This window comes from Siminovitchia fortis (assembly GCF_003605365.2).
Taxonomy (GTDB): domain Bacteria; phylum Bacillota; class Bacilli; order Bacillales; family Bacillaceae_C; genus Siminovitchia; species Siminovitchia fortis.
On the sequence record NZ_QYTU02000001.1, the window covers coordinates 216,054 to 241,071 of the forward strand.

Below are 25,018 nucleotides of genomic sequence, written 5' to 3' on the forward strand. Positions count from 1 at the left end.
CGGCAGCATTACATCGCACGAAGAAAAAGCGTAAGCTTTTTCGAGGACGTGACACTCCTCCCCCTATCTTTTTCTGCATGAGAAAAAGATGCGCCGCGACGTTTCTTCCGGAGGGTCACTGCTAAAATCTGCGGAGACGGAAAGAACATCAAATCCGGCTTCATGGAGCCAATCCAAATAATCACTCACCGGATAGGTCCTCTGCTTGTGAAACTCATCGATCCGGCCATACAGTCCTGATTCTTCGTCTAAAACAAAAAAGGTCAAATCATGCTCAATTGAATGGGGATCTTCTCCTGGAAAAGAGTTCCATATATAGGCAATTTCATCCTCATTCCACGTAAATGTCTGGTTTGAAAAAATTTGTTCCATCTGATAAATGGAATGAACATCAAATAAAAACATACCGTTCGCTGCCAAATGCCGGTGTACATGACGGAAGGTGTCCCTCACTTCTTCGGGCTTTGACAGGTAATTGAGGGCGTCGCAAAATATGGTGGCAATGTCGCATTCCGGCAATCCCCCGAGCTTGCTCATATCCTGTTGGAATAAGGGAAAAACCACGCCTTCTTCAGCTGCTTTTTCAGCCGCAACAGCCAGCATATCCTCTGACATATCCACTCCTGTCACATCGAATCCCCGCTTGATCAGGCGGATGGACAGCTCTCCCGTTCCGCAGCCTAAATCAAGCACCCGGCTGCCGGGTGCCTGAAAGCGCTCCGTTTCCCCGCATAAATACCGGACCCAGCTCTCATACGGCGCATCAGCCATCAAGTGGTCATATACATACGCCATCTGTTCATAACTCACGGAGCCAATTCCTTTTGGATATTTTCAATCGGCGCATCTCCCCAAAGCCTCTCAAGATTGTAATAACTTCTTTCATCTCTATGGAACACGTGGGCAATCACATCGCCCATGTCAATCAAAACCCATCTCGCTTCCTCGAAGCCTTCTATCCTCTTGACATCCAGGCCCGTTTTCTCTGCAGCCGATTTCATTTCCCGTGCAATCGCCTGCACCTGTTTTTCCGATGTCCCGTGGCAGATGAGAAAATAATCCGCAATGAGCGAAACCCCCTGCATGTTCAGGACAACGATATCTTCCGCTTTTTTGTCATCGGCAGCTTTTACCACCGTTTTTAAAAGTGCTTTTGAATCCAAATTTTAACTCCTCCTTATTTTTTAATCATATCGTTATACGCTTCAAATGTATCAGGAAAAACAGGGACAGATTTGTCGATTAAAAATTTAATCGTATTGCCAAGAGATTTTTTCAAAGCTTCGTCCAAATCTGTTTCTGCAAGCATTCTGACTTCATCAAGACCTTCAAATTGCCTGCCCGGTTCAATATAATCCGCAATATAAATGATTTTTTCCAGAAGCGTCATGCCTGCCCTTCCGGTTGTGTGGTAGCGGATCGCATTGAAAATGTCTTCGTCGTCTATTCCTATTTCTTCACGGACAAGTACAGCTCCTGCAGGGCCATGCCACAGTTCGGGATGGTAGTCCAATAAGCGGGAATCAAGCTTGTAATCGGCAATGATTTTTTTCAACTCATTTATAGGAAGCAGTTTGGCATAATCGTGAAAAATCGCAGCCAAGACCGTTTTTTCAACATCCTCCCCATATTTGACGGCAAGCTTTTCAGCCGTATCCGCGACTCTGATTGTATGTTCGTATCGCGGCCCCGCTATTTTTTCATTGACTATAGTAAAAGCTTGTTCACGTTTCATATAAATGATTCTCCTCTATATAACGAATAACCTGATCCGGCAATAAATATTTTATGGACATCCTTTTTTTCACCCGGTCCCTGATCATGGAGGAAGAAATTTCAATCATGGGGACTTCCACAAACTGAACCGGATAGGGACTTTCCAACTTATAATTCGGGCGATTCGCGCCTACGAACTGAACAAGCTTGACCAACTCTTCAATGTTATACCAGTGGGGCAAAAATTCCACCATATCGGCTCCGATAATAAAAAAATAGTCATTATCCGGATTCTTCTCCCTTACGGTTTTCATCGTATCATATGTGTAGGAGCGCCCGTCCTGATTTAATTCTATTGTTTCTATAGAGAATTTCGGATGCCCATCGATGGCCCTTTCCAGCATGTCCAGGCGATTTTCCACTGACGTCCCGCTGTGCCGCTCTTTGTGTGGAGGTTCATGATTAGGCATGAATCTTACCTCATCAAGCCCCAAACGATCGAGTACTTCGTTTGCAATGATCAGATGCCCCAGATGTGGAGGATCAAACGTCCCTCCCAAAATGCCTATTTTCCTTTTCATCCGGATCAGCCCTTCGACGGAAGCTCGATTTGTTTGTTTTCGCGGGATTCCTTGTAAACAACGATGATCCTTCCGATGATTTGTACAAGTTCACCATCAGTACCTCTGACAATTTCCTCAGCCACGGTCTCCCTGTCTTCGTCACAGTTTTGGAGAATGCTTATTTTGAGCAGCTCCCGGGCTTCCAAAGCATCCTTAATCTGTTTGATCATATTTTCGTTTACCCCGCCTTTTCCAACTTGAAAAATAGGCTGGAGATGGTGCGCTTTTGATCGTAAAAATCTTTTTTGCTTTCCAGTCAGCATGGCGATCCTCCCAAGATGTTAGTCAAAGTCCGTTTCATGCGTGCGGCATCCGGTTTTACATTTGTCCATTTTTCAAAAGCCAACGCTCCTTGATAAACGAGCATGCCAAGGCCGTTTTGTGTTTTGGCCCCTTTTTGTCGTGCCTGTTTAAGGAACAGTGATTCCGCCGGATTATAAATGATGTCGGAAACAAAAGCAGATGCACTGATTCCTTTTAATGAAATGGGGCTTTTATTTAGTTCGGGGGCCATCCCAATGGAAGTCGTCTGTATGATCAGGGAGTATTCCCCGACCTTTGCTTCTGCCTCTTCTAATGTCAGTGCTTTTGAATCGGCATCATATGGCTGGCCTGAAATTAAAGCTTCTGCTTTTTGAATTGTACGATTAGCTATATCCACCCGCTGAACCCCGATGGATAAGAGTGTATAATAGATGGCCTTTGCCGCTCCACCGGCACCAATAATTAAGGTACGTTCCCCAGCCAAATCCTTCTTCCAGTCCTCCTTGAGAGACTCCACAAACCCGGCGCCGTCGGTGTTATAGCCGACAAAAAAACCATTTTCCCTGACAACTGTGTTGACTGCACCGATTGCCCCGGCAAGCGGGTCGATTTTGTCCAATAATGGTATAATGGCTGTTTTGTGCGGGATCGTGACATTAAAGCCGTCAATCCCTATCACTTTCATTCCCTCTACGGCGGTTTTCAAATCCTTTCCTTCTATGCGGAAAGGATGGTAGTGTGCATCTATTCCAAGCTCCTTAAATTCTTTATTATGCATGGCCGGTGATAATGAGTGGGCAATCGGATCCCCGATGACGCCATATAGTTTTTTCAATCCAATCATCCTGTCTATATATTAAATAAGCGAAGGCCTTAATAAGACCGAAACGCCTTTTGGGGCATACGCCGCAACCTGTGCTCCGGGCTCTTTCAGCGTGACCCAGCCCAACCCCGAAAAGACGATATCCATTTTCTCATCCTTTAATTTGAATTCGTGCCTGACGAGCTCCGGAAAATGATCAAGCTCCTCTTTTCCGGGCGGCTGCAGCATCTCGCCGAGGTGCTTTTCATACAGCCCGTCCGCCTTTTCAAGCTTGGTCCGGTGGATATCGATGCTGTTGGCCAAATAACAAACAACAGACCTTCGGCCACCGTTTATGTAATCAAGCCTTGCAAGCCCTCCGAAGAATAGTGTCTGTTTTTCATTTAATTGATAGACACGCGGTTTGATTTCTTTTTTAGGCGTGATGATTTTTAAATCTTTTTTACTTACATAGTGTGCCATTTGATGATGGTTGATGATGCCGGGCGTATCGACCAAGTTTTTTCCGTCATCCAGCGGAATTTCAATCATATCCAATGTTGTGCCCGGTACATGCGAGGTGGTGATGACATCCTTCCCGCCTGCAGCGAGCTTAATGACGCGATTGATGAATGTCGACTTCCCCACATTTGTACAGCCGACAACATACACATCTTTTCCCTGGCGCAGATGGTCGATTTCAACAAGCGCTTCCCGGATCCCGTGGCCTTTCTCTGCACTGGCAAGCAATACATCCAAAGGGCTGAGTCCCAATTCCTTCGCTTGTTTTTTCATCCAGTTGGACAATTTATTTTTGTTTGTCGATTTTGGCAGAAGGTCCACTTTATTGCCGACCAAAAGAACCGGATTTTTGCCGACAAATCTTTGAAGGCCGGGAATCCAGCTTCCGTTGAAATCAAATATATCAATGATCTTGACAATCAGGCTCTCTGTCTTGCCGATCGCATGCAGGATATCGAGAAAGCTTTGATCCGACAGCTCCACATCCTGCACCTCGTTATAATGTCTTAACCGAAAGCATCTTTGGCAGATGATTTCTTCTTTTTCCAACGCGGAACGCGGAGTATACCCGAGTTCGCCCGGCCTGTCGGTCTGGATGGCTGCACCGCAGCCGATGCAATGTTCATTGTTCACATTTATTCCTCCCAATTAATTAAACCCTTGCGTCTGAACGAAGCCATGATCCTTCTTTCCACCATCCGGTTAAAGCGCGTGAAAAAACCGTCTGACTGGGCAACCGGGACAACGAGAATCGTATAAAATCCGGCCCGCTTCCCTCCGAATACGTCGGTCAACAGCTGGTCCCCGATAATCACAGTCTCTTCGCGTGACAAACCCATTTCTTTAACGGCCCGCATAAAAGCTTTCCTTGAAGGTTTTCTGGCTCTATGAATAAACGGGATATTCAATGGATTGGAGAAGGCCCCTACCCTTTTTTCATTATTATTCGACACAATCGTCACTTTCATGTCATGGTTCTTCAGCTCTTCCAGCCAATCAATCAGTTCGGGGGTGGCATACGGGCGGTCCCATTCGACAAGCGTGTTATCCAAATCCGTAATAATGCCTTTAATCCCCTTTTCTTTTAAAACAGCCGGGTTGATTGAAAAAATACTTTTAACATACTCATTTGGTAAAAATCGTTTCAACAACTTGTGCACCCCATTATGATTTCATCATATTTCCATCTTATTAAATCTGCCAATGAGTTTCAAAATATTACAAGAAGAAATATATTGCCTAAACTTTTCGACAAATTCCAACACCCATCCAAATTGTGGGTAACTTTATGAACACGAAAAAAGGTATCAACGAACGGTTTCCATCTTGTTATAAACAAATTAACCACAAGTTATCCACCGCATGTTGTGGATAAAGGAACGCTTGTTCCACGGGGCTTTCTTTGCTAAAGTGAAGTTACAAATAAAAGAACCTATCATTTTATTCAAAACCGCCAAGCTTTAGAACGTGAATTTTTCATGGAGGTGAAGCTGATGAAAAGGTTATCCGATGAATTATTGATTGAAACTTACTTTAAAGCAAAAAAATTGAATTTATGCCCCGAATTCATCAGTCTGATGGAATCCGAAATAGAAAGACGCTCATTGGCTCGTCGTTCAAAAATTTCCTGTTGACAATAAAGCACCTGTCCCAGGTGCTTTTTATTTCCCTCCAGTTAACCGTCCAAGCGGATCACCCATCCGGATTTCACAGGACGGCTTCATAAGATCACCTGGAACAAAGGCCCCTTTTTGGAATAGAAGAAGTACCGTGGATCCGAAGGAAAAATAGGCGGCTTCCTCTCCTTTTTTCCATTCATGCTTTCTGTTCGTAACAACGACAGAATTAATGAGCATGGCTCCCACTTTTACCAGGGCTACCGTCGTTTTCTCAGAAGAAATTTCAGTGATCACCCGATAGTTTTTCGCCAAAACGGAGCGTCCGAATTTTAATCCAAGCCGGTTGACGGGAAACGATCTTTTGCCCAAAGAGTAGCAATTGACCACTCTTCCGCTCACAGGGCTGTGAATTCTGTGATAATGGGAAGGGCTCAAGTATATAATGATATACGTGCCGCCTTCATACTTTTCAGCCTGAAGCTTGCCGCCAAGCATCTCAGCGATAGAATATGACTTTCCCTTTGCAATGATTTCCCTGCCGGACGTAATGGTACCGGCATCTTCTATTATACCGTCCACAGGGCTTGCGACACTGTCCGGTATATGATCGACTTTTCTTGCCCCTTCTTTCAGGCGCCTTGTAAAAAAGGAATGCAAAGTTGGATATGCATGGATGTCTTTTGCCAACTCTTCCTTATTTATTTGATAGAAGGCAGCGTAGGATTTGATGAACGGCCTGCTCATCCGGGAATTTGTAAATTTCCTTATTGCTGCCGATGTAAAAGGTCCATTCGTTAGTTCAATAAAAAAGCGATATAGAGCCGCTTTCAATCTCATTGCCCCCAAACAAAACTAAAAATTTATGCTTAACTTTATGAAAAAGAAGTCATATAATTATATAGAAATATCTATTTTACCAAAAAGGAGGAGTGTTATGCTTCTGTCCGATGTCGTCGATCACACCATAAAAAAATTGAAAGCTCAAACGGCCAATGTCCTGACATTCGTGAACATGGGACTGGGCGGATTCGCCATCGTCGCCGGGATACAGGGCCAGCTTCATTTAAGCCTCCTGCTTATTTTCTTGGCAGCAATGGCAGATCGTTTTGACGGAATGGCTGCAAGAAAGCTTCAAATCGAATCAGAGCTGGGAAAACAGCTTGATTCCATGAGTGATATTATCTCTTTCGGTGTAGCACCTGCTTTGTTATTATACCAAGGAATTTTGAATTTGTTTGGTTTCCCGGGCGTCTTTTTTACAATATTTTATATAGGCTGTGGTGCTTTCCGTCTTGCAAGGTTCAATATTTCCGAGAATAACGGCTTTTTTACCGGGCTTCCCATTACTGCAGCAGGCTGCCTGCTTACTCTCAGTTACTTGGCAGTCCCTTACCTCCCACCGTTTTCATTCTTGTTTATCACTCTCGTTCTATCACTTCTCATGATCAGCACATTTACATTGAAAAAGGTATAATGAAAGCCAGTTTCGCTTTGGCCGCGAAACTGGCTTTTTCCTAATATTTATTTCCTTTCATCCTCCATATTCTTTTCCGCCTTCTTTTCTTTTAAGAGGTAATCCTGAAAAATAGCTCCGCCTTCATAAATCATCCGCTGCACTTCCAATTCATATTGAATGCATCCGTAATTGTTTCCCGGCAAATATCCCATACCTCCCCCTGCTTTTTTTGTGATTAAGTGTTATAAAATGCTCAGATTGTGAGTAACTTATTTGTTACTTAAAGCTGCGTCCGGCTCCGACGGACAAGGAGGTCCTAGTGCCGCCGGCGCCACAGGACGTGGCGCTTTAAGGCGGCCAGCGCCTATCGACTAGCAGACTTCACGCTCTTCCTACGATAAGTCAACATCGCTCCGCTCCGCTGCGCGTGTTTCCTTTATCTCGTCAGACGCGCTCCAGCCTGTACGTCGATAAACAGGCGCTTCCGCCTTTGTTCTTAATCTCCTTTTTGTCCGCCCTTCATATTTTTCATCTTGTCTTTTTCAGCCCTGTAAAATTCATGGAACATTTTCATCAGAGCCCTCTTTTCAATCCGGGAAACATAACTTCTTGAAATGCCGAGTTCTTTGGCTATTTCCCGCTGTGTCCGTTCCTTTTCGAGATTCAGCCCGAATCTGCCGATGATCACTTCCTTTTCCCTTTCATCCAATACATCGATATATTCCTTGATTTTCTCCAGCTCCATATTCAGTTGAATCGTATCAAAAATATCCTCCGCATCGGATTTCAATACATCGATCAAAGAGATCTCATTGCCTTCTTTATCCTGGCCGATGGGGTCATGGAGAGAAACCTCCTTGCGCGTCTTTTTCAGCGCCCTCAAGTGCATAAGAATCTCATTTTCTATGCAGCGGGCCGCATATGTCGCAAGTTTTGTTCCTTTTCCGAACGAATAACTTTCAATGGCCTTGATCAGTCCGATGGTGCCGATGGAAATCAAGTCTTCCGAGTCTTCCCCCGTATTTTCAAACTTCTTTACGATGTGGGCGACAAGCCGGAGATTATGTTCAATCAATATGTTTCGTGCTTCTTCATCCCCTTCAGCCATTCTCATTAAGTACTTTTTCTCATCTTCCGGAGAAAGCGGCTGAGGAAATGCATTATTTTTTACATATGACACAAGAAAGACCAGTTCTTTAAATAGCAAGCCGATAGCCGTCAGAATTCCCGACAATTCCTCACCCCCCTGATGTAATGACCCGCTGGTTACATGTATATGATGAGGAAAAAGGACAATTGCTTGTCTTGCCAAAATAGTTCTTTTCATAAGGCTTTGTTATGAAAAACAGGATGATTATCATATAATAAAAGAAATTCTAAAGGAGGAGAATCCCTTTGACGCCAATTACATATTCAATGACTTGGAATCTCGATGATTTTTTCCCTGGCGGCAGTTCATCCAAAGAATTTCATGCTCATCTTGAGAAAGTGGAAGAAGACATTCATTCGTTTGAAAAAAGCATAAAGGACTGGGATGCTGCAAGCAGCAAAGATACAGGGTTAGCCGCTATATTGGAAAAATTTCAAAAGGCCGATTTGGGCCTTGAACAAGCCGAATCATTCGTATCATGCCTTCAGGCACAAAATATGGGCGATGTAAAAGCGAATGAACTAAGGGGAATTGTGACCTCATTGGCTTCGAAATTCAATACGGCAGTGACCCATCTCGATAAGGCCCTTGTGCAAATTGATGACTCCGTTTGGCAGAGGCTGATTGAACAGGATCATTTGAAGGAACTGCATTTCGTTTTAAATGAAAGACGCAGGCAGGCGGCTGAGAAACTGTCAAAAGAAGAAGAGGCCCTCATCAACGATTTGGCTGTGGACGGCTTTCACGGCTGGGAAGAGATGTATGATGCGATTGTCAGCCAACTGAACATTCCTTTTAAAGAAAATGGCAAGGAAGTCCATCTATCCGTCGGCCAGGCCCAAAATAAGTTATCAAGCCATGACAGGCAAGTAAGGAAAAGAGTGTTCGATGAATGGGAAAAAGCTTGGGGTGAGAAAGCGGAACTGCTTGCCGCCACGTTAAATCACCTATCCGGATTTCGCTTGGCCGTTTATAAAAAACGCGGCTGGAATGATGTTTTGAAAGAAGCATTGGAATACAATCGGATGAGCAAAGAAACGCTGGACATTATGTGGAAGGTGATTTCTGACAACAAGAAACCTTTTGTTGAATTTCTTGAAAGAAAAGCGAGCCTGCTCGGAGTTGACAAACTGAATTGGTATGACCTGGATGCTCCTGTAACAGAATCTGCAAAAGCGTATAGCTACCAGGAAGGCGCCTCCTTTATCATTCGTCATTTCGGGGAGTTTGGCAGCGAGCTTGCCCGTTTTGCCGAAAAGGCATTCGAAGGCAGGTGGATTGAAGCCGAAGACCGGCCGGGAAAGCGTCCGGGAGGCTTTTGTACATCTTTTCCCTTAAGCGATCAGTCCAGAATTTTCATGACGTACTCAGACACATACGATAATGTTTCAACTCTTGCTCATGAACTGGGGCATGCTTTCCACACTTATGCTATGAAAGATGTCCATCCTTTAAATTGCCATTATGCAATGAATGTAGCTGAAACTGCCTCGACTTTCGCAGAGACGCTTGTCGCAGATGCAGCGCTTGAACTGGCCAAAGATGATGGGGAAAAGCTTGCGCTTCTTGAAAGCAAAATACAAAATTCCATTGCCCTGCTCATGAACATCCATTCCCGCTTCCTCTTTGAGACACGCTTTTATGAAGAGCGCAAAAAAGGAATGGTGAGCACCGCAAGACTGAATGAAATGATGGAAGCTGCGCAGAAAGAAGCTTATGCGGATTCATTGGGACTGTATCACCCGCATTTTTGGGGGGCCAAACTTCATTTTTATATTACGGATGTCCCTTTCTATAATTTCCCTTATACGTTCGGGTATTTATTTTCACTCGGCATATACGCCCATGCGAAGAAGGAAGGGAAAGAATACGAACAAAAGTACATTTCACTTTTGAAAGACACCGGAAGAATGACGGTCGAAGAACTGGCGAAAAAACATCTGGGAGCGGATCTGACGAAAGAAGAGTTTTGGCAGGCCGGCGTTGATCTTTGTATAAAAGATGTCGAAGAGTTTCTCAGCATGACTAAATAAAAGGAAAGCCGAAGGTGTCCCCCTGACCCTTCGGCTTTCCATTATTTAAGGTAAGGAAAGTATAAAATTTGAACGAAACATTTATAAGGAATGATGATGTGATATGTCCAGCTCCAGGCGCCATCGGCGAAAGGATCAAGCCGAATTGCTGTGGTGGCTGAAAAGCTCCCTCATCAAAATTCGTCTTGTGCTTGTCGCCTAAGGCTGCGCGCCTTCCGCTTTTCTTATTCCAGCCCCTTTATCATTTCCATGACAAGGTTTGCTGAGTTGACTGAGGCTGTTTCAATGAATTTGTCAAATGAGATCTCCGATTTCTGGCCGGCAATATCAGATAGGGACCTGATGACGACAAATGGAATGTCAAATTGATGGGCCACTTGGGCAATCGCTGCCCCTTCCATTTCCACTGCCTGTATGTTCGGGAATTTCCCGCGGACAAATTCAACTTTTTCTGGATCGCTCATAAACGTATCGCCAGTGGCAATCAGTCCCCTGACCGCCTGGACCCCTTCAACCGAACGTGCTGCAGTCTCGGCAACTTCTATCATTTTTCCATCTGCCTTAAAAGCCTCCGGCAGCTGAGGAACCTGGCCGTATTTGTAACCGAAAGCAGTCACATCGACATCATGATGGCGAACTTCGCTTGAAACGACAAGATCGCCAATTTTGAGTTCAGGATTATATCCACCTGCAGAACCTGTATTGATCACTGCATCAGGTTTGTATCGATCCAATAGAATGGTTGCAGCCATGGCAGCATTTACTTTTCCGATCCCTGATCTTGATAGGATGATTTCTTTATCGTGTAACGTTCCGATGAAATACTCACAATGAGCAATCACTTCTGTCATTTGGACATCCATTTTTTCACGAAGAAGCTCAACCTCTTCTTCCATCGCCCCGATAACTGCTATTTTCATTATTATTTAAACTCCCTTGTCTTTATCTTTTATCATTCTGTATCAATTTTTTTACTTCGACAGGCTTCCAGCCTTCACCGTCTACCCATTCGATATAGACGCGGTATGTTTCATCGCTGCCCTTAGCGGATACTGTCAATTCGGCCTGATTTTCAGGATTATCTCCGCCTGTGACCCACCAGGCCGTCATGTTGTCAACAGGAATATCTACGGCATAGGCAGCAGCCTTAAGCTTTTCATTCCAGTCGGTTGTTCCCATGTTATAGGAAGATTGATGGCCGTTCACCTGCTCAGTCCCAATCGGTTTCCAAGCCGGATTGACGAGGACCTTCTCAACATTCGGCTCATCGCTTTCCGACTCTTCCAATTTTCCTTCTTCATCTTTATCTTCTTCGGCATCCGGCTCATCTTCATTTTCATCGGTCTGTACGTTCTTTTCATCAGACGTTTGATCATTTTGCTTTGCCTCCTCGGTGTTCGGCTTGCTTTCCGCCTGCTCTTTATCAGTATCGCTTCCTCCGAAAAAAATGGAACCACCGACAAGCAAAATCAAAATGATGACTACCGCAATAAGCGTGTTTAAAATAATATTCGTTTTCCTCCGTTTTGCACGGAGAGAAGAGCGTGATTTATCATCTTTAAAATCAATCGGCATTAAAAATCCCCCCCGTCATTGAACCTATAATATCATGGACAAGGGAAAACATGCACCCATTTTTCACCCGGAAGGCACTGCGTGATCAACTTCGGTTTGCTTTTGGCCATAAATCATTTGCACAATATCTGCAAACAGCGGATTGACCCCGCCCTGATCGCCGGGCACATCCATATTTACAGTAACCAGCACATATTGCGGGTCATCGAATGGAAAATAACCCGCAAACCATTTATGATGAAGCTGCTGCCCTTCATGAATCACGGATGTTTCGGCTGTACCGGTTTTCCCCGCCACCTGATAGGGAAGATCATTCATCATGTGTCCTGTCCCTTCAGGATCAGTCACTACTTTTCTAAGCAGCTGCTGCAATTTAATCGCTGCAAATGGTGATATCCGCTCGCCGTCGGGCTGTTGCCGGTCAAACGAAGCCATTGTCGTCCCATCACCATATTGGATTTCGGATACGGCCCTTACCGTCATTTTTTCTCCCCCTCTGGCAATGGCAGCCATCATGTTTGCCACTGATATCGGGGAAAGGCGGACCTCCTGTTGGCCGATCCCGGTCTGTGCTATGAAGTTTCGGTCTTTTCTGCTGTCATTGTCGGCAAAAATTCTTCCGGGATCGTGTTCAAACTGTTTGAATCCGCTCAGTTGAAACACATCCCCCTGCCATGAGACAGCTTCAAGCAATCCGAGCTTACGTGCATAATTTTCAAGAATCATTGGGTCTTTTTCCATTAAAGATCCGGCCAGTTCCGCAAAGGTGCGATTGCAGCTCCTGGCAAAGCTTTCTTCAAAATTAAGCCGGCCAAGATTCCGCTCTGCAGGGTTTCCCCTTATATCCAAATCACAGCGAAACTGATCCTTTTCTTCCACAATCCCTTCTTCTATCGCCGCTGCGGCAACGACTGTTTTAAATACCGATCCCGGGATGAGCTGCTTGAACATCATATTTTTTGATCCTTCATCCAAGAAGGGATCTTTACTGTTGATATGGGGCCTTGAGGCCACTGCCAGTATATCATTTGTTTTTACATCAAGCAGGATTGCGCCGCCCTTTTGAATGTGATGTTCATCCAACAAGGCTTCGATTTCTTTTTGCAAAGATTGGTCAATCGTTGTTTTGGCCTCTAATGGAAAAAATGGGTTTGCCTGCCCTGCATATTTTACATCAATCCCAAATAAAGGATTTCCAACCCCATCAACATGATAGACAAATTTTGTTTCACTTTCAGCCTGCAAAAACTCATCAAAGGTTTTTTCCAAACCGGAAAGGCCGACGGCTTTATTTCTCCAATCTTTATCAGGGTAGCGGGTCTTAAAAATCTCCTCATTTTCCCCATAAATGCCGATGAATTGTCCAGCGGGGGGATGCTCGGGTAATATTTTCTTTTTAACGGCGAACACTCCGGGAATTTGAAGCTGATTGATGTTCTCTGCTTGCTGTTCTGTCAATAATAGCGGGTCCTTCCCCCCTGCTAAGACAGGCTCCCTGGATGCCTCTACCTGATTGATAAGGTCCCGATGGGATATGTTTAAGATTTTTGCAACCTCCGAGCTGTTCCAGTCCATGTTTTTAATAAATGGAAAGATGACAAGTACGGATTTTTCTTCGAAGGAAAGCGGGTTCCCGTCCCTGTCAAGGAACTGTCCCCTTCCGTCATCCAAAATCAGCTCATGTGTCCTTTGCCGGACACTTTCTTTGATCAGATTCACGTTGTTTTCAGAAAAATTTTCAGCCTGAAATAATTGTATTTGCATCAGTCTTCCGAGGAGGCCGGCCATCATCATAAATATAAGAACAGTTATAAATAATATACGTTTTTGCAGCATTTCAAGCACCTCTTTCCCATTGTTGCCGCCAAGGGAAAGAGATATAACTGTCAGCAAAAAATCACCGGCACAGCCCCATTTAAAAAACACGGTAACCCTATGAGGGCTTCCGTGTTTTTGTCGCGCTTTCGTTTCGTCTAGCTCCAGCGCCTATCGACTAGCAGACTTCGTACCTGGTGTGCTCCTGCGGCGTAGCTTATTCGAGGATGTTTGGCGAACATCATAGCAAAGCTGCACGACGCCAACTCGAGGAAGCATCACACGAGGCCATTTCAAGTAGTAGCTTTCCTACGATAAGTCAACATCGGCTCCGACGCACAGGACGTGCTAGTGCAGGCGAAGCGACAGGACGTCGCTGCTTGAGCCTGCCTTCGTCGCCGTGTTTCCTTTATCTCGTCAAAAGCACTCCAGTCTGTACGTCGATAAACAGGCGCTTGCGCTTTTGTTTTAGCTGATTGAAACGATTTTGACTCTCATTTCACCGCCAGGCGTCTGGACTGTCACTTCTTCATTGACTTTTTGTCCCATTAAACTTTTGGCGATAGGTGAATCGTTGGAAATTTTCCCTTCGAACGGATCGGCTTCGGCACTTCCAACTATCGTATATGTTTCCTCGTCGCCATCAGGAAGTTCTTTGAAAGTAACCGTTTTCCCTAAAGTCACTTTATCAGAATTAAGCTCATCTTCCTCAATGATTTTTGCATTGCGGATCATATTTTCCAAAGTGGTGATTCTTCCTTCGACAAATGCCTGTTCTTCTTTCGCGGAGTCGTATTCCGAGTTCTCCGATAGATCCCCGAAACTGCGGGCCACTTTAATCCGTTCGACAACTTCTTTTCTTCGGACGGTCTTTAAGTATTCAAGTTCCTGTTCTAATTTTTCTTTTCCGGCTTCTGTCATGTGAAATTCTTTTTCTGCAGCCATTTCCCTTCACTCCTTATGAATTCCCTCATCCAAAGATCATTGGATTATTCGGTCATGAAATACATGACAGCGCGCCACATGCAGGGCGCGCTATCTGTTCATATTTGTTCTTTATATTATTATCTATGCCATCATATTACAAAAATGACATTAGTTCAAGAGTATGAGTACAGTTTTGGAGATAATCACCGTTTTTTGCTCACCGCAAGCCCGTCCCCTACAGGAATAATAGTTGTAATATACCCATCATGCCCCATAAGAAAACGGTTGAATTCCTTCATTTTTCTTGCAAGACTCCGAAAGCGGCGCTGGTTGACTTCCTCTTCCGCAACATATCCCCTGAATAGGACATTATCAGAGTAAATGCATCCCCGCTCCCTAAGCAATGGACTATACATATTGAAAAACTTCATGTACTGGCCTTTTGCCGCATCAATAAAAATGGCATCGTATGGTCCCAGCTCCGTCACTCTTTCACCAAGCTCCAAAGCATCGCCTTCCAAGACGGTTATTCGATCATCTTTACCGGCAGCCTCGATATAATTCCTTGCCTGTTCCGCTCTTGCGGGATCTTTTTCTATCGTTATGATTTCCGCTTCAGGCAGAGCATCTGCCATCCTTAAAGCAGAATAGCCGATCGCTGTTCCAACTTCCAATATTTTAGCCGGATTTTGGATCCTCAGGAACTGAAGCATCACTTCGATGGCCGTTTGTTCCATAATCGGAACGTGCTCTTTTTCAGCAAATTTTTCCATCTGCCGGAACAGCTCACTTCTTCGCGGAAGCAGGGACTCGATATAATGATCAATCAGATGATCCATTCCAGACACCTACTTCCTTTTATCCGTGATATATTTTGCCTTTAATTCATTATGCTCTTTCAATGTTTTTGCATAATGGACTTCCCCTGTGCCATGCTCTGCCAAAAAGTACAAATATTGGCTGTCAGCCGGGTTAAGGGCTGCCTCAATGGACGTTTCGCCTGCATTGGAAATCGGTCCCGGCGGCAGGCCTTTCACTTTATACGTATTATATGGTGACTCAACCTCAAGGTCTTTATACATGGTCCGCTTTTTGTGTTTGCCCAATGCATATAAAACGGTGGGATCGGTCTGAAGCGGCATATCCTCATCCAGTCGGTTATAGAACACACTTGAAATCAAATGCCTGTCCGCTTTTTCGGTTGCCTCTTTTTCAATCAGGGAAGCCATTGTTAACAGTTCATGGATATTGATGTCCTTTTCCTCTATCTTATCCGTATATTTCGCTATGACTTCCTGTGTTTTTTTAATCATCGGATCGATAATTGCCTCAATTGAAGGCTTTTCCTCGTAATATGGATAGGTAGCCGGATATAAATATCCTTCCAACGGATGCTTCACCTTGCTGCTCAATGCGTCATCCGTGAAAAGCTCCGGATATTTTTCTCCAAACAGCTTCACAGTCTCCTTTTTATCAAGTTCCTTCAGAATCTCTTCTTTGGGCTGTCCAGTCTGCTTGGAGATCAATCCTGCTATTTGATCCAAAGAATAGCCTTCCGGAACCGTAATATTAAATACCGGCTTTTGGGCCAGAATCCCGGTTTGCAGGTTCTGCGAAATCTCTTTCAATGACATGGACGGCGTAAATGTATATGTGCCTGCCTGAAAACCTGAAATATTATTAAATTTGACATAGTACTTGAAGACGGAAGCATTTTTTATCACTCCTTTATCTTCAAGAAGCTTTCCAATGGAAGTTGTTGACGAACCGATCGGCACTTCCACCTGGATCTCTTTTTTACTATCAGAATCCACCGGTTTAAGAGCAGATTTTATATATAAATAGCTGCCAAGTGCCGCTATTAAAAGAAGGGCACCGCAACTAAGCGTTATGATGGCAACGATTTTTCTTATGATGACCGCCTCACTCCTTTTTTCGAGCAAATTCTCTCTAATCAAAGCTGCTCTTGCCTGCTTATCTATTTTATCTTTTTCTTTGTTTTTCATTAAGCAGGGGTCCCCCTCCCGAAATTGCTGTTTATTTTGCTTGCGCACCACACCTATTATACAATAATTTTACGGAACGTCAGTGAAAATCCATTGATTTAACCGAAATATGTAAAAAAATTCGCCGACCCTGGAATACCCGGATCGGCGAATTTTTTATTCTTCTTCCTCTTCGGCAAGGAAAGTGTTGAGCATCTCTTCTATCATATCCCATTCTTCTTCGGTTTCGATCGGCTGCATATTCCCGTCTTCTCCATCTTCGCTTGGTATATAAGAAGAGGCATGGATCTCAATTTCTTCGTTCTCTTCATTATCTGCGCCTGCAGGATAGTATAAAACATATGATTTGTTGAATTCATCGGAATCAAACGTAAAGAGAACTTCAAACAATTCCTCATTGCCTTCTTCATCTACGATTGTAATATAATTTTCTCCATTTTCCATCAGAAATCACCTCATTTTTGTTGGCTGTCCAAGAAACTTTGCAATATCATTGCGGCTGCCATTTTATCAATGACCTTTTTTCTCTTTTTTCTGCTGACATCCGCTGCAAGAAGGACCCTTTCAGCCGCCATTGTGCTCAGTCGTTCATCCCATAACTGAACAGGCAGCTGAAATCTCCTTCTCAAGTTTTCAGCATAAGCCATCGATGCTTCTCCGCGAGGGCCAATCGTATTGTTCATATTTTTCGGCAGGCCAACAATGATTTGTTCAATACCGTATTCTTTAATAATTTCACCAATCCGGTCAAATCCAAACATATTCTTTTCTTCGTTGATTGATACTGTCTCAATACCTTGGGCAGTCCAGCCCATTTCATCGCTGACTGCGACGCCCACTGTCTTGGAGCCAACATCAAGGCCCATCATCCTCAAACTCATGTCCCCTCACGATGCTGCTTTAAATAGGACTTCACCAGCTCTTCGATGATTTCATCCCTTTCCAGCTTCCTCATAATATTGCGTGCATCTTGATGCCTTGGAATATAGGCGGGGTCGCCGGAAAGCAAATAACCGACTATCTGGTTGATGGGATTGTATCCCTTTTCTTGAAGAGCCCCGTATACATGCATTAGAACCTCTTTGACGTCATGTTCCATTGGATCTTCATGGAACTCGAACCGCATTGTTTTATCAAAAGAGCCCATTTACAACAACACCTTCTTTCAGAACTTGCCTGACTGGCCCGGCTTTTAAACATTACCTTCATTGTACATGATTTGAAGCGGGAATCAAACGGATTTTATCCATTCACCCACAAAGGAAAGAGCCGATTCCAATTGATCCGGATTTTTCCCGCCTGCCTGTGCCATATCCGGACGGCCTCCTCCTCCGCCGCCGCACCGTGAAGCAACCTCTTTGACCAATTTTCCGGCATGATACCCTTTTTCCATCAAATCTTTTGTTACGCCGGCGATAATGTTCACTTTTCCGTTTTGTACGGATCCAAGCACGACAATCCCTGATCCAAGCTGCTGTTTTAAATCATCCCCCATATTTCTGAGTGTATTCATATCCGCGTCTTGGACTTGGCTTACAATCACTTTGATTCCTTCGATCTCCTTGGCTTTTTGGATAAGGCTCCCGGCTTCCACATGGGCGAGCTTTGCTGTGAGAGATTCATTTTCCCTTTGCAGTTCCTTTAATTCCAGGAGAAGGGCCTCCGTCCTTTCCACTGCTTGGGCCGGTTTTGTCTTTAATTTCTCTGCCACGGCATGCAACTCGTTCACCTGGCCATTCATGAAGCGGAATGCATGCTCACCAGTGACCGCTTCGATCCTGCGCACTCCTGCCCCAATTCCGCTTTCCGCAACAATTTTAAACAGGCCGATTTCTGCGGTATTGGATACATGGCAGCCGCCGCATAATTCCAGACTGTCTCCTGCGGATACAACACGCACGGTTTCTCCGTATTTTTCACCGAATAGAGCCATGGCTCCCATTTCCTTCGCTTCAGCCAGGCTTGTCAGCTTCGTATCGACCGGATGATTGGCCCAAATATCACGGTTTACCTTCTCTTCAACTTTTTTCAATTCTTCATCCGTTACTGAACCGAAATGGGAGAAGTCAAAACGGAGTCTTTCCGGTCCGACATATGAGCCTGCCTGATTGACATGGGTTCCGAGAACATCCTTCAATGCCTTATGCAGCAAATGTGTCGCCGTATGATTTTTGATGATTTGGCCGCGCATTTTCTCATCAACCTTGGCTTTCACTTTATTGCCGGTTTTTATAGTGCCTTCTTTTACGACTCCCGTATGAAGATTTTGGCCGTTTGGTGCTTTGATCACTTTGGTCACTTCAATTTTCTGGGAAGGCCCGCTGACGATTCCATGATCTGCAACCTGGCCGCCGCTTTCGGCATAAAAAGGCGTGACGTCCAATATGAATTGGATCTCATCCCCTTTTTCCACTGTTTCCGTGATGTCTCCCTCTTTTAAAATAGCAAGAACAACCGAATCCGTTTCAAGGTGCTCATAGCCGACAAATTCACTGCTGACTGTCAATTCGGAAAGGGTGCCGCTTTGAACCTGCATGGAATCCGTTTCGCTTCTGGCGGAGCGGGCTCTTTCCCTCTGCTTTTCCATTTCCTTTGCAAAGCCGTCATGATCAACTTTCATTTGCTCTTCTTCCGCATATTCTTCAGTCAGTTCAACAGGAAAACCGTACGTGTCGTAGAGCCTGAAAACATCCTTGCCGGAAATCATATCTTTTCCTTCGGCTTTCGCTCTCTCTATAAGTGAAGACAAAATTTCCAATCCATCATTCAATGTTTCATGGAAGCGTTCCTCTTCATTTTTAATGACCCGTTCAATGAAGTCTGTGTTCTCCAAAACTTTCGGATAGAAATCTTTCATGATTTCACCCACAACAGGAACAAGACGGTACATGAATGGTTTTTCAATCTTTAAGTTCTTTCCATAGCGGACAGCCCTGCGGAGAAGTCTCCTTAATACATATCCGCGGCCTTCATTTGAAGGCAGAGCCCCGTCACTTACAGCAAATACGACTGTCCGTACATGGTCCGCAATAACCTTAAATGCGGTATCCTGTTCGGTACTTTCGCCGTAAGCCTTACCGGAAAGCTTTTCTGTCTCTTTGATGATCGGCATGAATAAATCTGTCTCAAAGTTGGTCGGGACATCCTGTACAACGGAAGCCATACGTTCCAGTCCCATTCCGGTATCGATGTTTTTCTTTGGCAAAGGCGTGTAAGTCCCGTCCGGATTATGATTGAACTGCGAAAAGACAAGGTTCCAGATTTCAAGGTATCTTTCATTTTCACCGCCCGGAAACAGCTCCGGATCATTCGGATCATCACCATATTCCGGGCCCCTGTCAAAAAAGATCTCCGAGTTGGGGCCGCTCGGCCCTTCACCGATATCCCAGAAATTCTCCTTAAGGCGGATGATTCTTTCTTTCGGCATTCCGATCATTTGATTCCACAGTTCAAATGCCTCATCGTCTTCAGGATGGATCGTTACAGACAATTTTTCCGGATCAAATCCGATCCATTTTTCACTTGTCAGAAACTCCCATGCCCATTCGATCGCTTCTTTCTTGAAATAATCCCCGATGGAAAAATTCCCGAGCATTTCAAAAAATGTATGATGCCTTGCTGTTTTTCCGACATTTTCAATGTCGTTTGTCCGGATGGACTTTTGCGCATTGACGATTCTCGGATTCTCGGGAATCTCCCTGCCGTCGAAATATTTCTTCAGTGTTGCAACACCGCTGTTAATCCACAGCAAGGACGGATCATCATGCGGGATAAGGGAAGCACTGGGCTCCACTTTATGTCCTTTTTCCTGAAAAAAATCCAAAAACATCTGTCTGATTTGTGAGCCAGTCAGTTTTTTCATCCTTTTTTCCTCCTATTTATTAATGTAAATAAAAAAAGCTCCTCCCCAGCCAGGGGCGAAGCTTGCACGCGGTACCACCCTGATTTAACAAAGAACTATTCTTTGTCATCTCTCAGGACCTTAACGCGGTGAACGGCAGGCTTTTAACTGCACTCCGGATTAGCTCATTATTACTCTTCATCTGGAATTTCTTTCAGCCTCGGAAATTCCTCTCTTCTGCGACACAGGAAAGCTGTCGCTCAGATGGGCAGTAATAAGAATGGATCCTTCTTCGTTTTTAAGTATATTAGCTACTAGAAATTATAGGTAATAGAAAAATCTTTGTCAAATCCTTTAGGGGCCTATCCCATCTACGTCTGTTTTGCTTTAATAAAGTAATCGCGTGAATGGACAACAGCCACTTTTAATATAGCCAAAAGAGGAACGGCGACAAGCATGCCGATTACTCCTCCCGCTTCTCCGCCTATAATTAAAGCGGCAATGATAAAAAGGGGATGAATATTGATCGATCTCCCGACGATGTAAGGTGAAAGGACATTCCCCTCCAGCAATTGGAGCAAAACGATGATGCCGGCAGACATCAGTGCCAGCTTGACTGAGCTTAGCAAGGCGAAGGCAGTGACAGGAACGGCCCCGATAACCGGGCCGAAATAGGGAATGATGTTTGTAAAAGCTACAATCAAGCCCATGATGACAGGATAATCCAGTCCAATCAGCCAAAATAAAAGGGTGGAAATCGTTCCTATCAAAACGCAAACAAGCAACTGGCCGCGGATGTAGCCTCCAAGGGAAGTATTGACGGCTGAAAGAAATTCCTTTCCCTGTTTCCGCCATTTTTTCGGTGTCATATACCAGGCAGCTTTTTTGATCAGGTCCAGATCCTTCAATATGTAAAAAGAAATGAAAGGAATGACAGCCAAAACAAAAATAAAGTTGATCAGTCCTTTAAAGGCAGACATGGTTTTTTCCAAAAACCGGTTTAACCATTGTTCAAAATCATCAACACGTTCTTCAATTTGAGTCTGTATACCATCTGGCCATCTCGAAGTCGATTCATGCAGGTCTTTCACCAGGCCTTTATAATGTCCCGCCAATTCGGGTATATGCTCCGAGAAATGGCTGACTTGATCAATCAGAACGGGAATTCCCACATAAAGAGCATATCCCATTCCGCCGAAAAACAGCACATAAATGGCAAGGATCGCCACAATCCGGTTAATGCCAAGCAATTCTATTTTTTTAACAATCGGATGAAGCAGATAAGCAATAAAGCCGCCTATCATAAATGGCAGCAGCCCGATGCACACAATCGTAAAAACCGGTTTCCACAGCGGTTTTAAGAGCAGAAAACAATATAGAATGATAAATAACAATAACACAATCGCCAAATTGTATATTAAGCGGAGCCGCTTTTGCTTCAACTTGTTCCCTCCTGCGATTAGTGTGCCGTTTTTTATCACATTTTAATCGCAGGTAAGAAAAGAAATAGTTCAAGAGGCTGCCTTCTGAGGGCAGCCCCTAGCTCAACTTGCGTTCCCGCTCGTCAAACAGATCATCCAAGGAACTTAAAGTACCATCTTCTTCCACCTGGTGGGTATAGATGATTTCCTTTCCGATGGAAAGTTCAATGAAGCAATTCCAGCAATAATACTGATTGACTCCAATTTTACCAAGGTCCTTGCTTTGACAATTCGGACATTTCATCATGGGTACTGCCACCTCGTTGATTGATTGCTGACACAATGATGGCATCCTTTCCAATACTAGGGGGATCGAGGGTACGGATGATCCGCTTTCCCTCCGTTATATCCGAAAAGAATCCATCAGTCAGCTCGTATCCAACGATTGTACCCTCTTTTTCCAAAAAATATACATCATCCAGCAATCCGAGCTGTTCGCCTTGCGGCGTCATCGTATTTTTTTTGGCTAAAGGGCGGCCATGATGCATTGTGTATTCATCATCAAGCTCCTGGTATATGGAGAATTGCCCGTTGCTGTCAACCATGATTCCATCTTCGCCAAAGGATGAAACGGACTGCACGGGGACGCGCAGCTTTTTCCCGATGAAACCTTTCATCTGCAGCAAAAGATCTGTCACCATTCCCTCATCGCCTATGCAAATGTCACAAACTTCACCAAGCATTTCGCCATTCCGGTCGTAAACCGGCATCCCTTTCAATAAAGAAAATGTCCGCAAAGATGCACACCACCTTTTTCGAACATTTTTATTTTCCGCTCAATCGAGGAAATCATAAGGTGAAACATTTTCCATGCCAATCATGGGGTCTGCCAAGAAAAGTTTATCTTCATATGACAATTCCTCTTGCTCCTCATTCATTTTTTCTTCTATGACCGGCTGTTGCTTTTCACCAGCCAGTTTCTCACGCAGTGTAGTTTGCCTTTTTTGATCATCTTCACGTTCTATCCCGACCCGGAAAGCACTTTCTTCTCCGCACAAAATGAGAAACTGCTTGCTCCTTGTGATGGCTGTATATAATAAATTGCGGCGCAGCATCCGATAATAATTCCTCACAACCGGAAGGATGACGATCGGAAATTCGCTTCCTTGCGCCTTATGGATGGAACAGCAAAAAGCATGGGTAATCTGGTTAAAATCCTGGCGCATGTATGTGACTTCCGTACCTTCAAAAGAGACAATGATCATGTCCTGCTTTTCGACGTTTTCTTTTGCATACAATATGGAAATGATTTCACCGATATCCCCATTGAAGACATTTTTTTCCGGCTGGTTGACGAGCTGCAGCACTTTGTCCCCAATCCTGAATTTTGTCTCTCCCAATGTGATTTCCTTATTCCATTTTTCTTTTTTGGGATTAAAAACTTCCTGCAATATTTTATTCAGGTTGTCGATTCCGGCGGGCCCGCGGTACATGGGGGCTAATACCTGAATATCCTTGGCCGTGTATCCTTTTGTTAGAGCATTTTTTACAACCTGCTCAACAGCACCCCCTATTTGCGGTGCCTGGCATTTGATAAAAGACCGGTCTTTCCGCTGAGCCGTAACATCGGAAGGGATCTTTCCGTTCTTTATTTTGTGTGCCAGTTCCACAATCGACGAACCGTCCGCCTGCCGATAAATGTCTGTTAATTGGACAACCGGAAGAGTATTAGAGGCCAAAAGATCTTTCAGCACTTGCCCGGGACCAACTGAAGGAAGCTGGTCTTCATCTCCCACCAAAATGACCTGGATCGAATCGGGGAGTGACTTGAAAAGCTGATGGGCAAGCCATGTATCCACCATCGACATTTCGTCGATAATGATGATCTTTCCTTCGATTTCACGTTCGCCTTCTGTATCCAGGCTCTCCTGACCTGTCATGCCCAACAGCCTGTGAATGGTCATGGCAGGAAGCCCGGTCGATTCCGCCATTCTTTTTGCGGCACGTCCTGTCGGTGCAGCCAAAATAAACGGAAATATATCTTCTTTTTTATATGCGTGAGGATCGAGCGAACAGCCGTGAAGCTCGGCATACAGTTCGACAATTCCCTTAATGACCGTTGTTTTTCCGGTTCCGGGTCCGCCTGTCAGTATCATTAAAGGACTCGTCAAGGCTGTTTGAATCGCTTCTTTCTGGGATGGTGCATACTGGACGCCCAACCGCTCTTCCAGATTCCCAAGCGCCAATAAAAACTCGGATTCCGGAAATTGATCAGCATACTGTTTTTGTTCCATAATCCGCCGGATGTTCGCAACAAGGCCTTTCTCTGAAAAATAAAGAGATGGCATGTAAATACGCTGTTCCTCACCAATTATTTTTCCTTCTTCTTTTAACTGGACAAGGGCATCAGCAATAATTTGGAAAGGAATTTCAACCGCCTGGCTGCTTTCAAGCAGCTGTTTCACCTGTTCAAGCAGCTGCTCCGCCTCTAAATAGACATGTCCGTTTTGCATGCATTGCTGGTCAAGAACATACAGGCATCCGGCCTTGATTCTGTCCGGATGATTCCCGACGATGCCAAGCTGGACTCCCAGCTCATCAGCCCTGCCGAAACCGACACCTTCTACATCTTCTATAAGCTGGTACGGATTCTTTTCAATTATGGCTAATGTATCTTCTTTGTACACCTGGTAAATCTTCATGGATAGTTGCGGCCCGAATCCGTATTGATTCAGGCCGATCATGACCTGTTCCAGTCCTTGGTGTTCAAGCAGTGCTTCATACAGATTTTTGGCTGCTTCCGGAGAAACCCGCGGAATTTCATCCAGGACCGACGGCTTGCTCAAAATGATGCTGATGGCATTCTCTCCGAGAGCTTCTACGATTCTTTCGGCCGTTTTTTCACCGATGCCTTTGAATAAATCACTGGATAGGTACATGACAAGCCCTTGTTTTGTCTGCGGAATTTCCTTTTTGAAATGGTTCGCATGAAATTGGAGGCCAAATTTCGGATGTTCCTTTAAACCGCCGTAAAAAATATACGTTTCCTGTTCGTGTATTTTTGGAAAATAACCGGTGATGACCGCTTCTTTTTCCTTATACTCCTCGTTTGTCTCTTCCACTCTGATCCTGACGACAGAGTACAGGTTTTGTTCATTATGGAAAATCGTGGCGAGGTGCCGGCCCTTCATGAACTTTTCATTTTCGGAAAACAAATCAAGCGATTCCATTGCCGGAACCTCCCCTAT

At 44.5% G+C, this 25,018-nt stretch carries 28 protein-coding genes; 3 read left to right on the forward strand and 25 right to left on the reverse strand.

The features are described 5' to 3' along the window. Positions 1–63: 63 nt before the first annotated feature. The 8 genes from D4N35_RS01180 to D4N35_RS01215 are packed head-to-tail and all read right to left on the reverse strand — an operon-like array spanning position 64 to position 5,078. Entirely contained in the window at positions 64–810 is a 747-nt protein-coding gene (locus D4N35_RS01180; RefSeq protein ID WP_120068658.1) for a class I SAM-dependent DNA methyltransferase, read from the reverse strand. Further along, positions 807–1,163 carry a ribosome silencing factor gene (rsfS, locus tag D4N35_RS01185; RefSeq protein WP_120068661.1) on the reverse strand — a complete coding sequence of 119 codons (357 nt, stop codon included), beginning with the start codon at positions 1,161–1,163 and terminating at the stop codon, positions 807–809. Before rsfS ends, D4N35_RS01180 begins: the two co-directional genes overlap by 4 nt. Positions 1,164–1,177: 14 nt before the next feature. Next, entirely contained in the window at positions 1,178–1,735 is a 558-nt protein-coding gene (gene yqeK, locus D4N35_RS01190) for a bis(5'-nucleosyl)-tetraphosphatase (symmetrical) YqeK (RefSeq protein ID WP_120068665.1), read from the reverse strand. Next, complete coding sequence (locus D4N35_RS01195; RefSeq protein WP_120068668.1) at positions 1,725–2,297, reverse strand: nicotinate-nucleotide adenylyltransferase; 573 nt, start codon at positions 2,295–2,297, stop codon at positions 1,725–1,727. Before D4N35_RS01195 ends, yqeK begins: the two co-directional genes overlap by 11 nt. A gap of 5 nt (positions 2,298–2,302) precedes the next feature. After that, positions 2,303–2,602: a ribosome assembly RNA-binding protein YhbY gene (gene yhbY / locus D4N35_RS01200; RefSeq protein ID WP_120068671.1), complete on the reverse strand. Its 300-nt coding sequence runs from the start codon at positions 2,600–2,602 to the stop codon at positions 2,303–2,305. Beyond that, positions 2,596–3,438, reverse strand: a complete 843-nt coding sequence (gene aroE, locus D4N35_RS01205) for a shikimate dehydrogenase (RefSeq protein ID WP_120068674.1) — start codon at positions 3,436–3,438, stop codon at positions 2,596–2,598. Before aroE ends, yhbY begins: the two co-directional genes overlap by 7 nt. Positions 3,439–3,459: 21 nt before the next feature. Continuing rightward, complete coding sequence (gene yqeH / locus D4N35_RS01210; protein WP_120068677.1) at positions 3,460–4,560, reverse strand: ribosome biogenesis GTPase YqeH; 1,101 nt, start codon at positions 4,558–4,560, stop codon at positions 3,460–3,462. Positions 4,561–4,562: 2 nt separating this feature from the next. Then, positions 4,563–5,078 carry a YqeG family HAD IIIA-type phosphatase gene (locus tag D4N35_RS01215; protein ID WP_120068681.1) on the reverse strand — a complete coding sequence of 172 codons (516 nt, stop codon included), beginning with the start codon at positions 5,076–5,078 and terminating at the stop codon, positions 4,563–4,565. Positions 5,079–5,420: 342 nt separating this feature from the next. Between D4N35_RS01215 and D4N35_RS01220 the strand changes: the two genes are divergently transcribed. Then, on the forward strand, positions 5,421–5,561 hold the full coding sequence (locus D4N35_RS01220; protein WP_120068684.1) for a sporulation histidine kinase inhibitor Sda: 141 nt from the start codon (positions 5,421–5,423) through the stop codon (positions 5,559–5,561). Positions 5,562–5,588: 27 nt separating this feature from the next. Here the strand turns inward: D4N35_RS01220 and D4N35_RS01225 are convergent, their stop codons facing one another. Continuing rightward, positions 5,589–6,383, reverse strand: coding sequence for a phosphatidylserine decarboxylase (locus tag D4N35_RS01225; RefSeq protein ID WP_430722753.1), 795 nt, complete (start codon positions 6,381–6,383; stop codon positions 5,589–5,591). Positions 6,384–6,480: 97 nt separating this feature from the next. On the opposite strand from D4N35_RS01225, the gene pssA reads away from it, so the two are divergent. Further along, positions 6,481–7,020 (forward strand): CDP-diacylglycerol--serine O-phosphatidyltransferase, encoded by a 540-nt coding sequence (pssA, locus tag D4N35_RS01230; protein WP_120068689.1) that lies wholly within the window; start codon positions 6,481–6,483, stop codon positions 7,018–7,020. A 47-nt stretch (positions 7,021–7,067) separates the two neighbouring features. Here pssA and D4N35_RS17970 read toward each other — a convergent pair whose 3' ends face one another. Both D4N35_RS17970 and sigK read right to left on the reverse strand, forming a co-directional pair. Further along, the gene (locus D4N35_RS17970; RefSeq protein ID WP_164876248.1) at positions 7,068–7,214 is read right to left on the reverse strand and encodes a hypothetical protein; all 147 of its coding nucleotides are present in this window, start codon (positions 7,212–7,214) and stop codon (positions 7,068–7,070) included. A 284-nt stretch (positions 7,215–7,498) separates the two neighbouring features. Next, on the reverse strand, positions 7,499–8,236 hold the full coding sequence (gene sigK, locus D4N35_RS01235; protein ID WP_120068692.1) for an RNA polymerase sporulation sigma factor SigK: 738 nt from the start codon (positions 8,234–8,236) through the stop codon (positions 7,499–7,501). A 161-nt stretch (positions 8,237–8,397) separates the two neighbouring features. On the opposite strand from sigK, the gene D4N35_RS01240 reads away from it, so the two are divergent. Then, positions 8,398–10,185, forward strand: a complete 1,788-nt coding sequence (locus D4N35_RS01240) for a M3 family oligoendopeptidase (RefSeq protein ID WP_120068695.1) — start codon at positions 8,398–8,400, stop codon at positions 10,183–10,185. A gap of 224 nt (positions 10,186–10,409) precedes the next feature. Here D4N35_RS01240 and mtnN read toward each other — a convergent pair whose 3' ends face one another. From mtnN to recD2, 14 genes are all read right to left on the reverse strand, one after another. Then, on the reverse strand, positions 10,410–11,105 hold the full coding sequence (gene mtnN / locus D4N35_RS01245; RefSeq protein ID WP_120068698.1) for a 5'-methylthioadenosine/S-adenosylhomocysteine nucleosidase: 696 nt from the start codon (positions 11,103–11,105) through the stop codon (positions 10,410–10,412). Positions 11,106–11,127: 22 nt separating this feature from the next. Continuing rightward, entirely contained in the window at positions 11,128–11,760 is a 633-nt protein-coding gene (locus D4N35_RS01250; protein WP_120068701.1) for a DUF1510 family protein, read from the reverse strand. Positions 11,761–11,823: 63 nt separating this feature from the next. Continuing rightward, entirely contained in the window at positions 11,824–13,686 is a 1,863-nt protein-coding gene (locus D4N35_RS01255) for a peptidoglycan D,D-transpeptidase FtsI family protein (RefSeq protein ID WP_328591052.1), read from the reverse strand. A 357-nt stretch (positions 13,687–14,043) separates the two neighbouring features. Then, positions 14,044–14,520: a transcription elongation factor GreA gene (gene greA / locus D4N35_RS01260; protein WP_120068703.1), complete on the reverse strand. Its 477-nt coding sequence runs from the start codon at positions 14,518–14,520 to the stop codon at positions 14,044–14,046. 185 nt (positions 14,521–14,705) lie between these two features. Next, positions 14,706–15,341: an O-methyltransferase gene (locus D4N35_RS01265; protein WP_120068706.1), complete on the reverse strand. Its 636-nt coding sequence runs from the start codon at positions 15,339–15,341 to the stop codon at positions 14,706–14,708. Positions 15,342–15,350: 9 nt separating this feature from the next. Then, complete coding sequence (gene mltG / locus D4N35_RS01270; protein ID WP_120068710.1) at positions 15,351–16,508, reverse strand: endolytic transglycosylase MltG; 1,158 nt, start codon at positions 16,506–16,508, stop codon at positions 15,351–15,353. A 156-nt stretch (positions 16,509–16,664) separates the two neighbouring features. Continuing rightward, positions 16,665–16,952, reverse strand: coding sequence for a DUF1292 domain-containing protein (locus D4N35_RS01275; RefSeq protein ID WP_120068713.1), 288 nt, complete (start codon positions 16,950–16,952; stop codon positions 16,665–16,667). An 11-nt stretch (positions 16,953–16,963) separates the two neighbouring features. Then, entirely contained in the window at positions 16,964–17,383 is a 420-nt protein-coding gene (gene ruvX / locus D4N35_RS01280; RefSeq protein ID WP_120068715.1) for a Holliday junction resolvase RuvX, read from the reverse strand. Positions 17,384–17,385: 2 nt separating this feature from the next. After that, positions 17,386–17,655 carry an IreB family regulatory phosphoprotein gene (locus D4N35_RS01285; protein WP_120068718.1) on the reverse strand — a complete coding sequence of 90 codons (270 nt, stop codon included), beginning with the start codon at positions 17,653–17,655 and terminating at the stop codon, positions 17,386–17,388. A gap of 84 nt (positions 17,656–17,739) precedes the next feature. Further along, complete coding sequence (gene alaS, locus D4N35_RS01290; protein ID WP_120068721.1) at positions 17,740–20,370, reverse strand: alanine--tRNA ligase; 2,631 nt, start codon at positions 20,368–20,370, stop codon at positions 17,740–17,742. 350 nt (positions 20,371–20,720) lie between these two features. Beyond that, positions 20,721–21,791, reverse strand: coding sequence for an AI-2E family transporter (locus D4N35_RS01295; protein ID WP_120068724.1), 1,071 nt, complete (start codon positions 21,789–21,791; stop codon positions 20,721–20,723). 97 nt (positions 21,792–21,888) lie between these two features. Further along, positions 21,889–22,077, reverse strand: a complete 189-nt coding sequence (locus D4N35_RS01300) for a YrzR-like zinc ribbon domain (RefSeq protein WP_120068728.1) — start codon at positions 22,075–22,077, stop codon at positions 21,889–21,891. After that, entirely contained in the window at positions 22,037–22,567 is a 531-nt protein-coding gene (locus D4N35_RS01305; RefSeq protein ID WP_120068731.1) for a PRC-barrel domain-containing protein, read from the reverse strand. Before D4N35_RS01305 ends, D4N35_RS01300 begins: the two co-directional genes overlap by 41 nt. A gap of 39 nt (positions 22,568–22,606) precedes the next feature. Then, positions 22,607–25,000, reverse strand: coding sequence for an SF1B family DNA helicase RecD2 (gene recD2, locus D4N35_RS01310; RefSeq protein WP_120068735.1), 2,394 nt, complete (start codon positions 24,998–25,000; stop codon positions 22,607–22,609). Between the last annotated feature and the right edge of the window lie 18 nt (positions 25,001–25,018).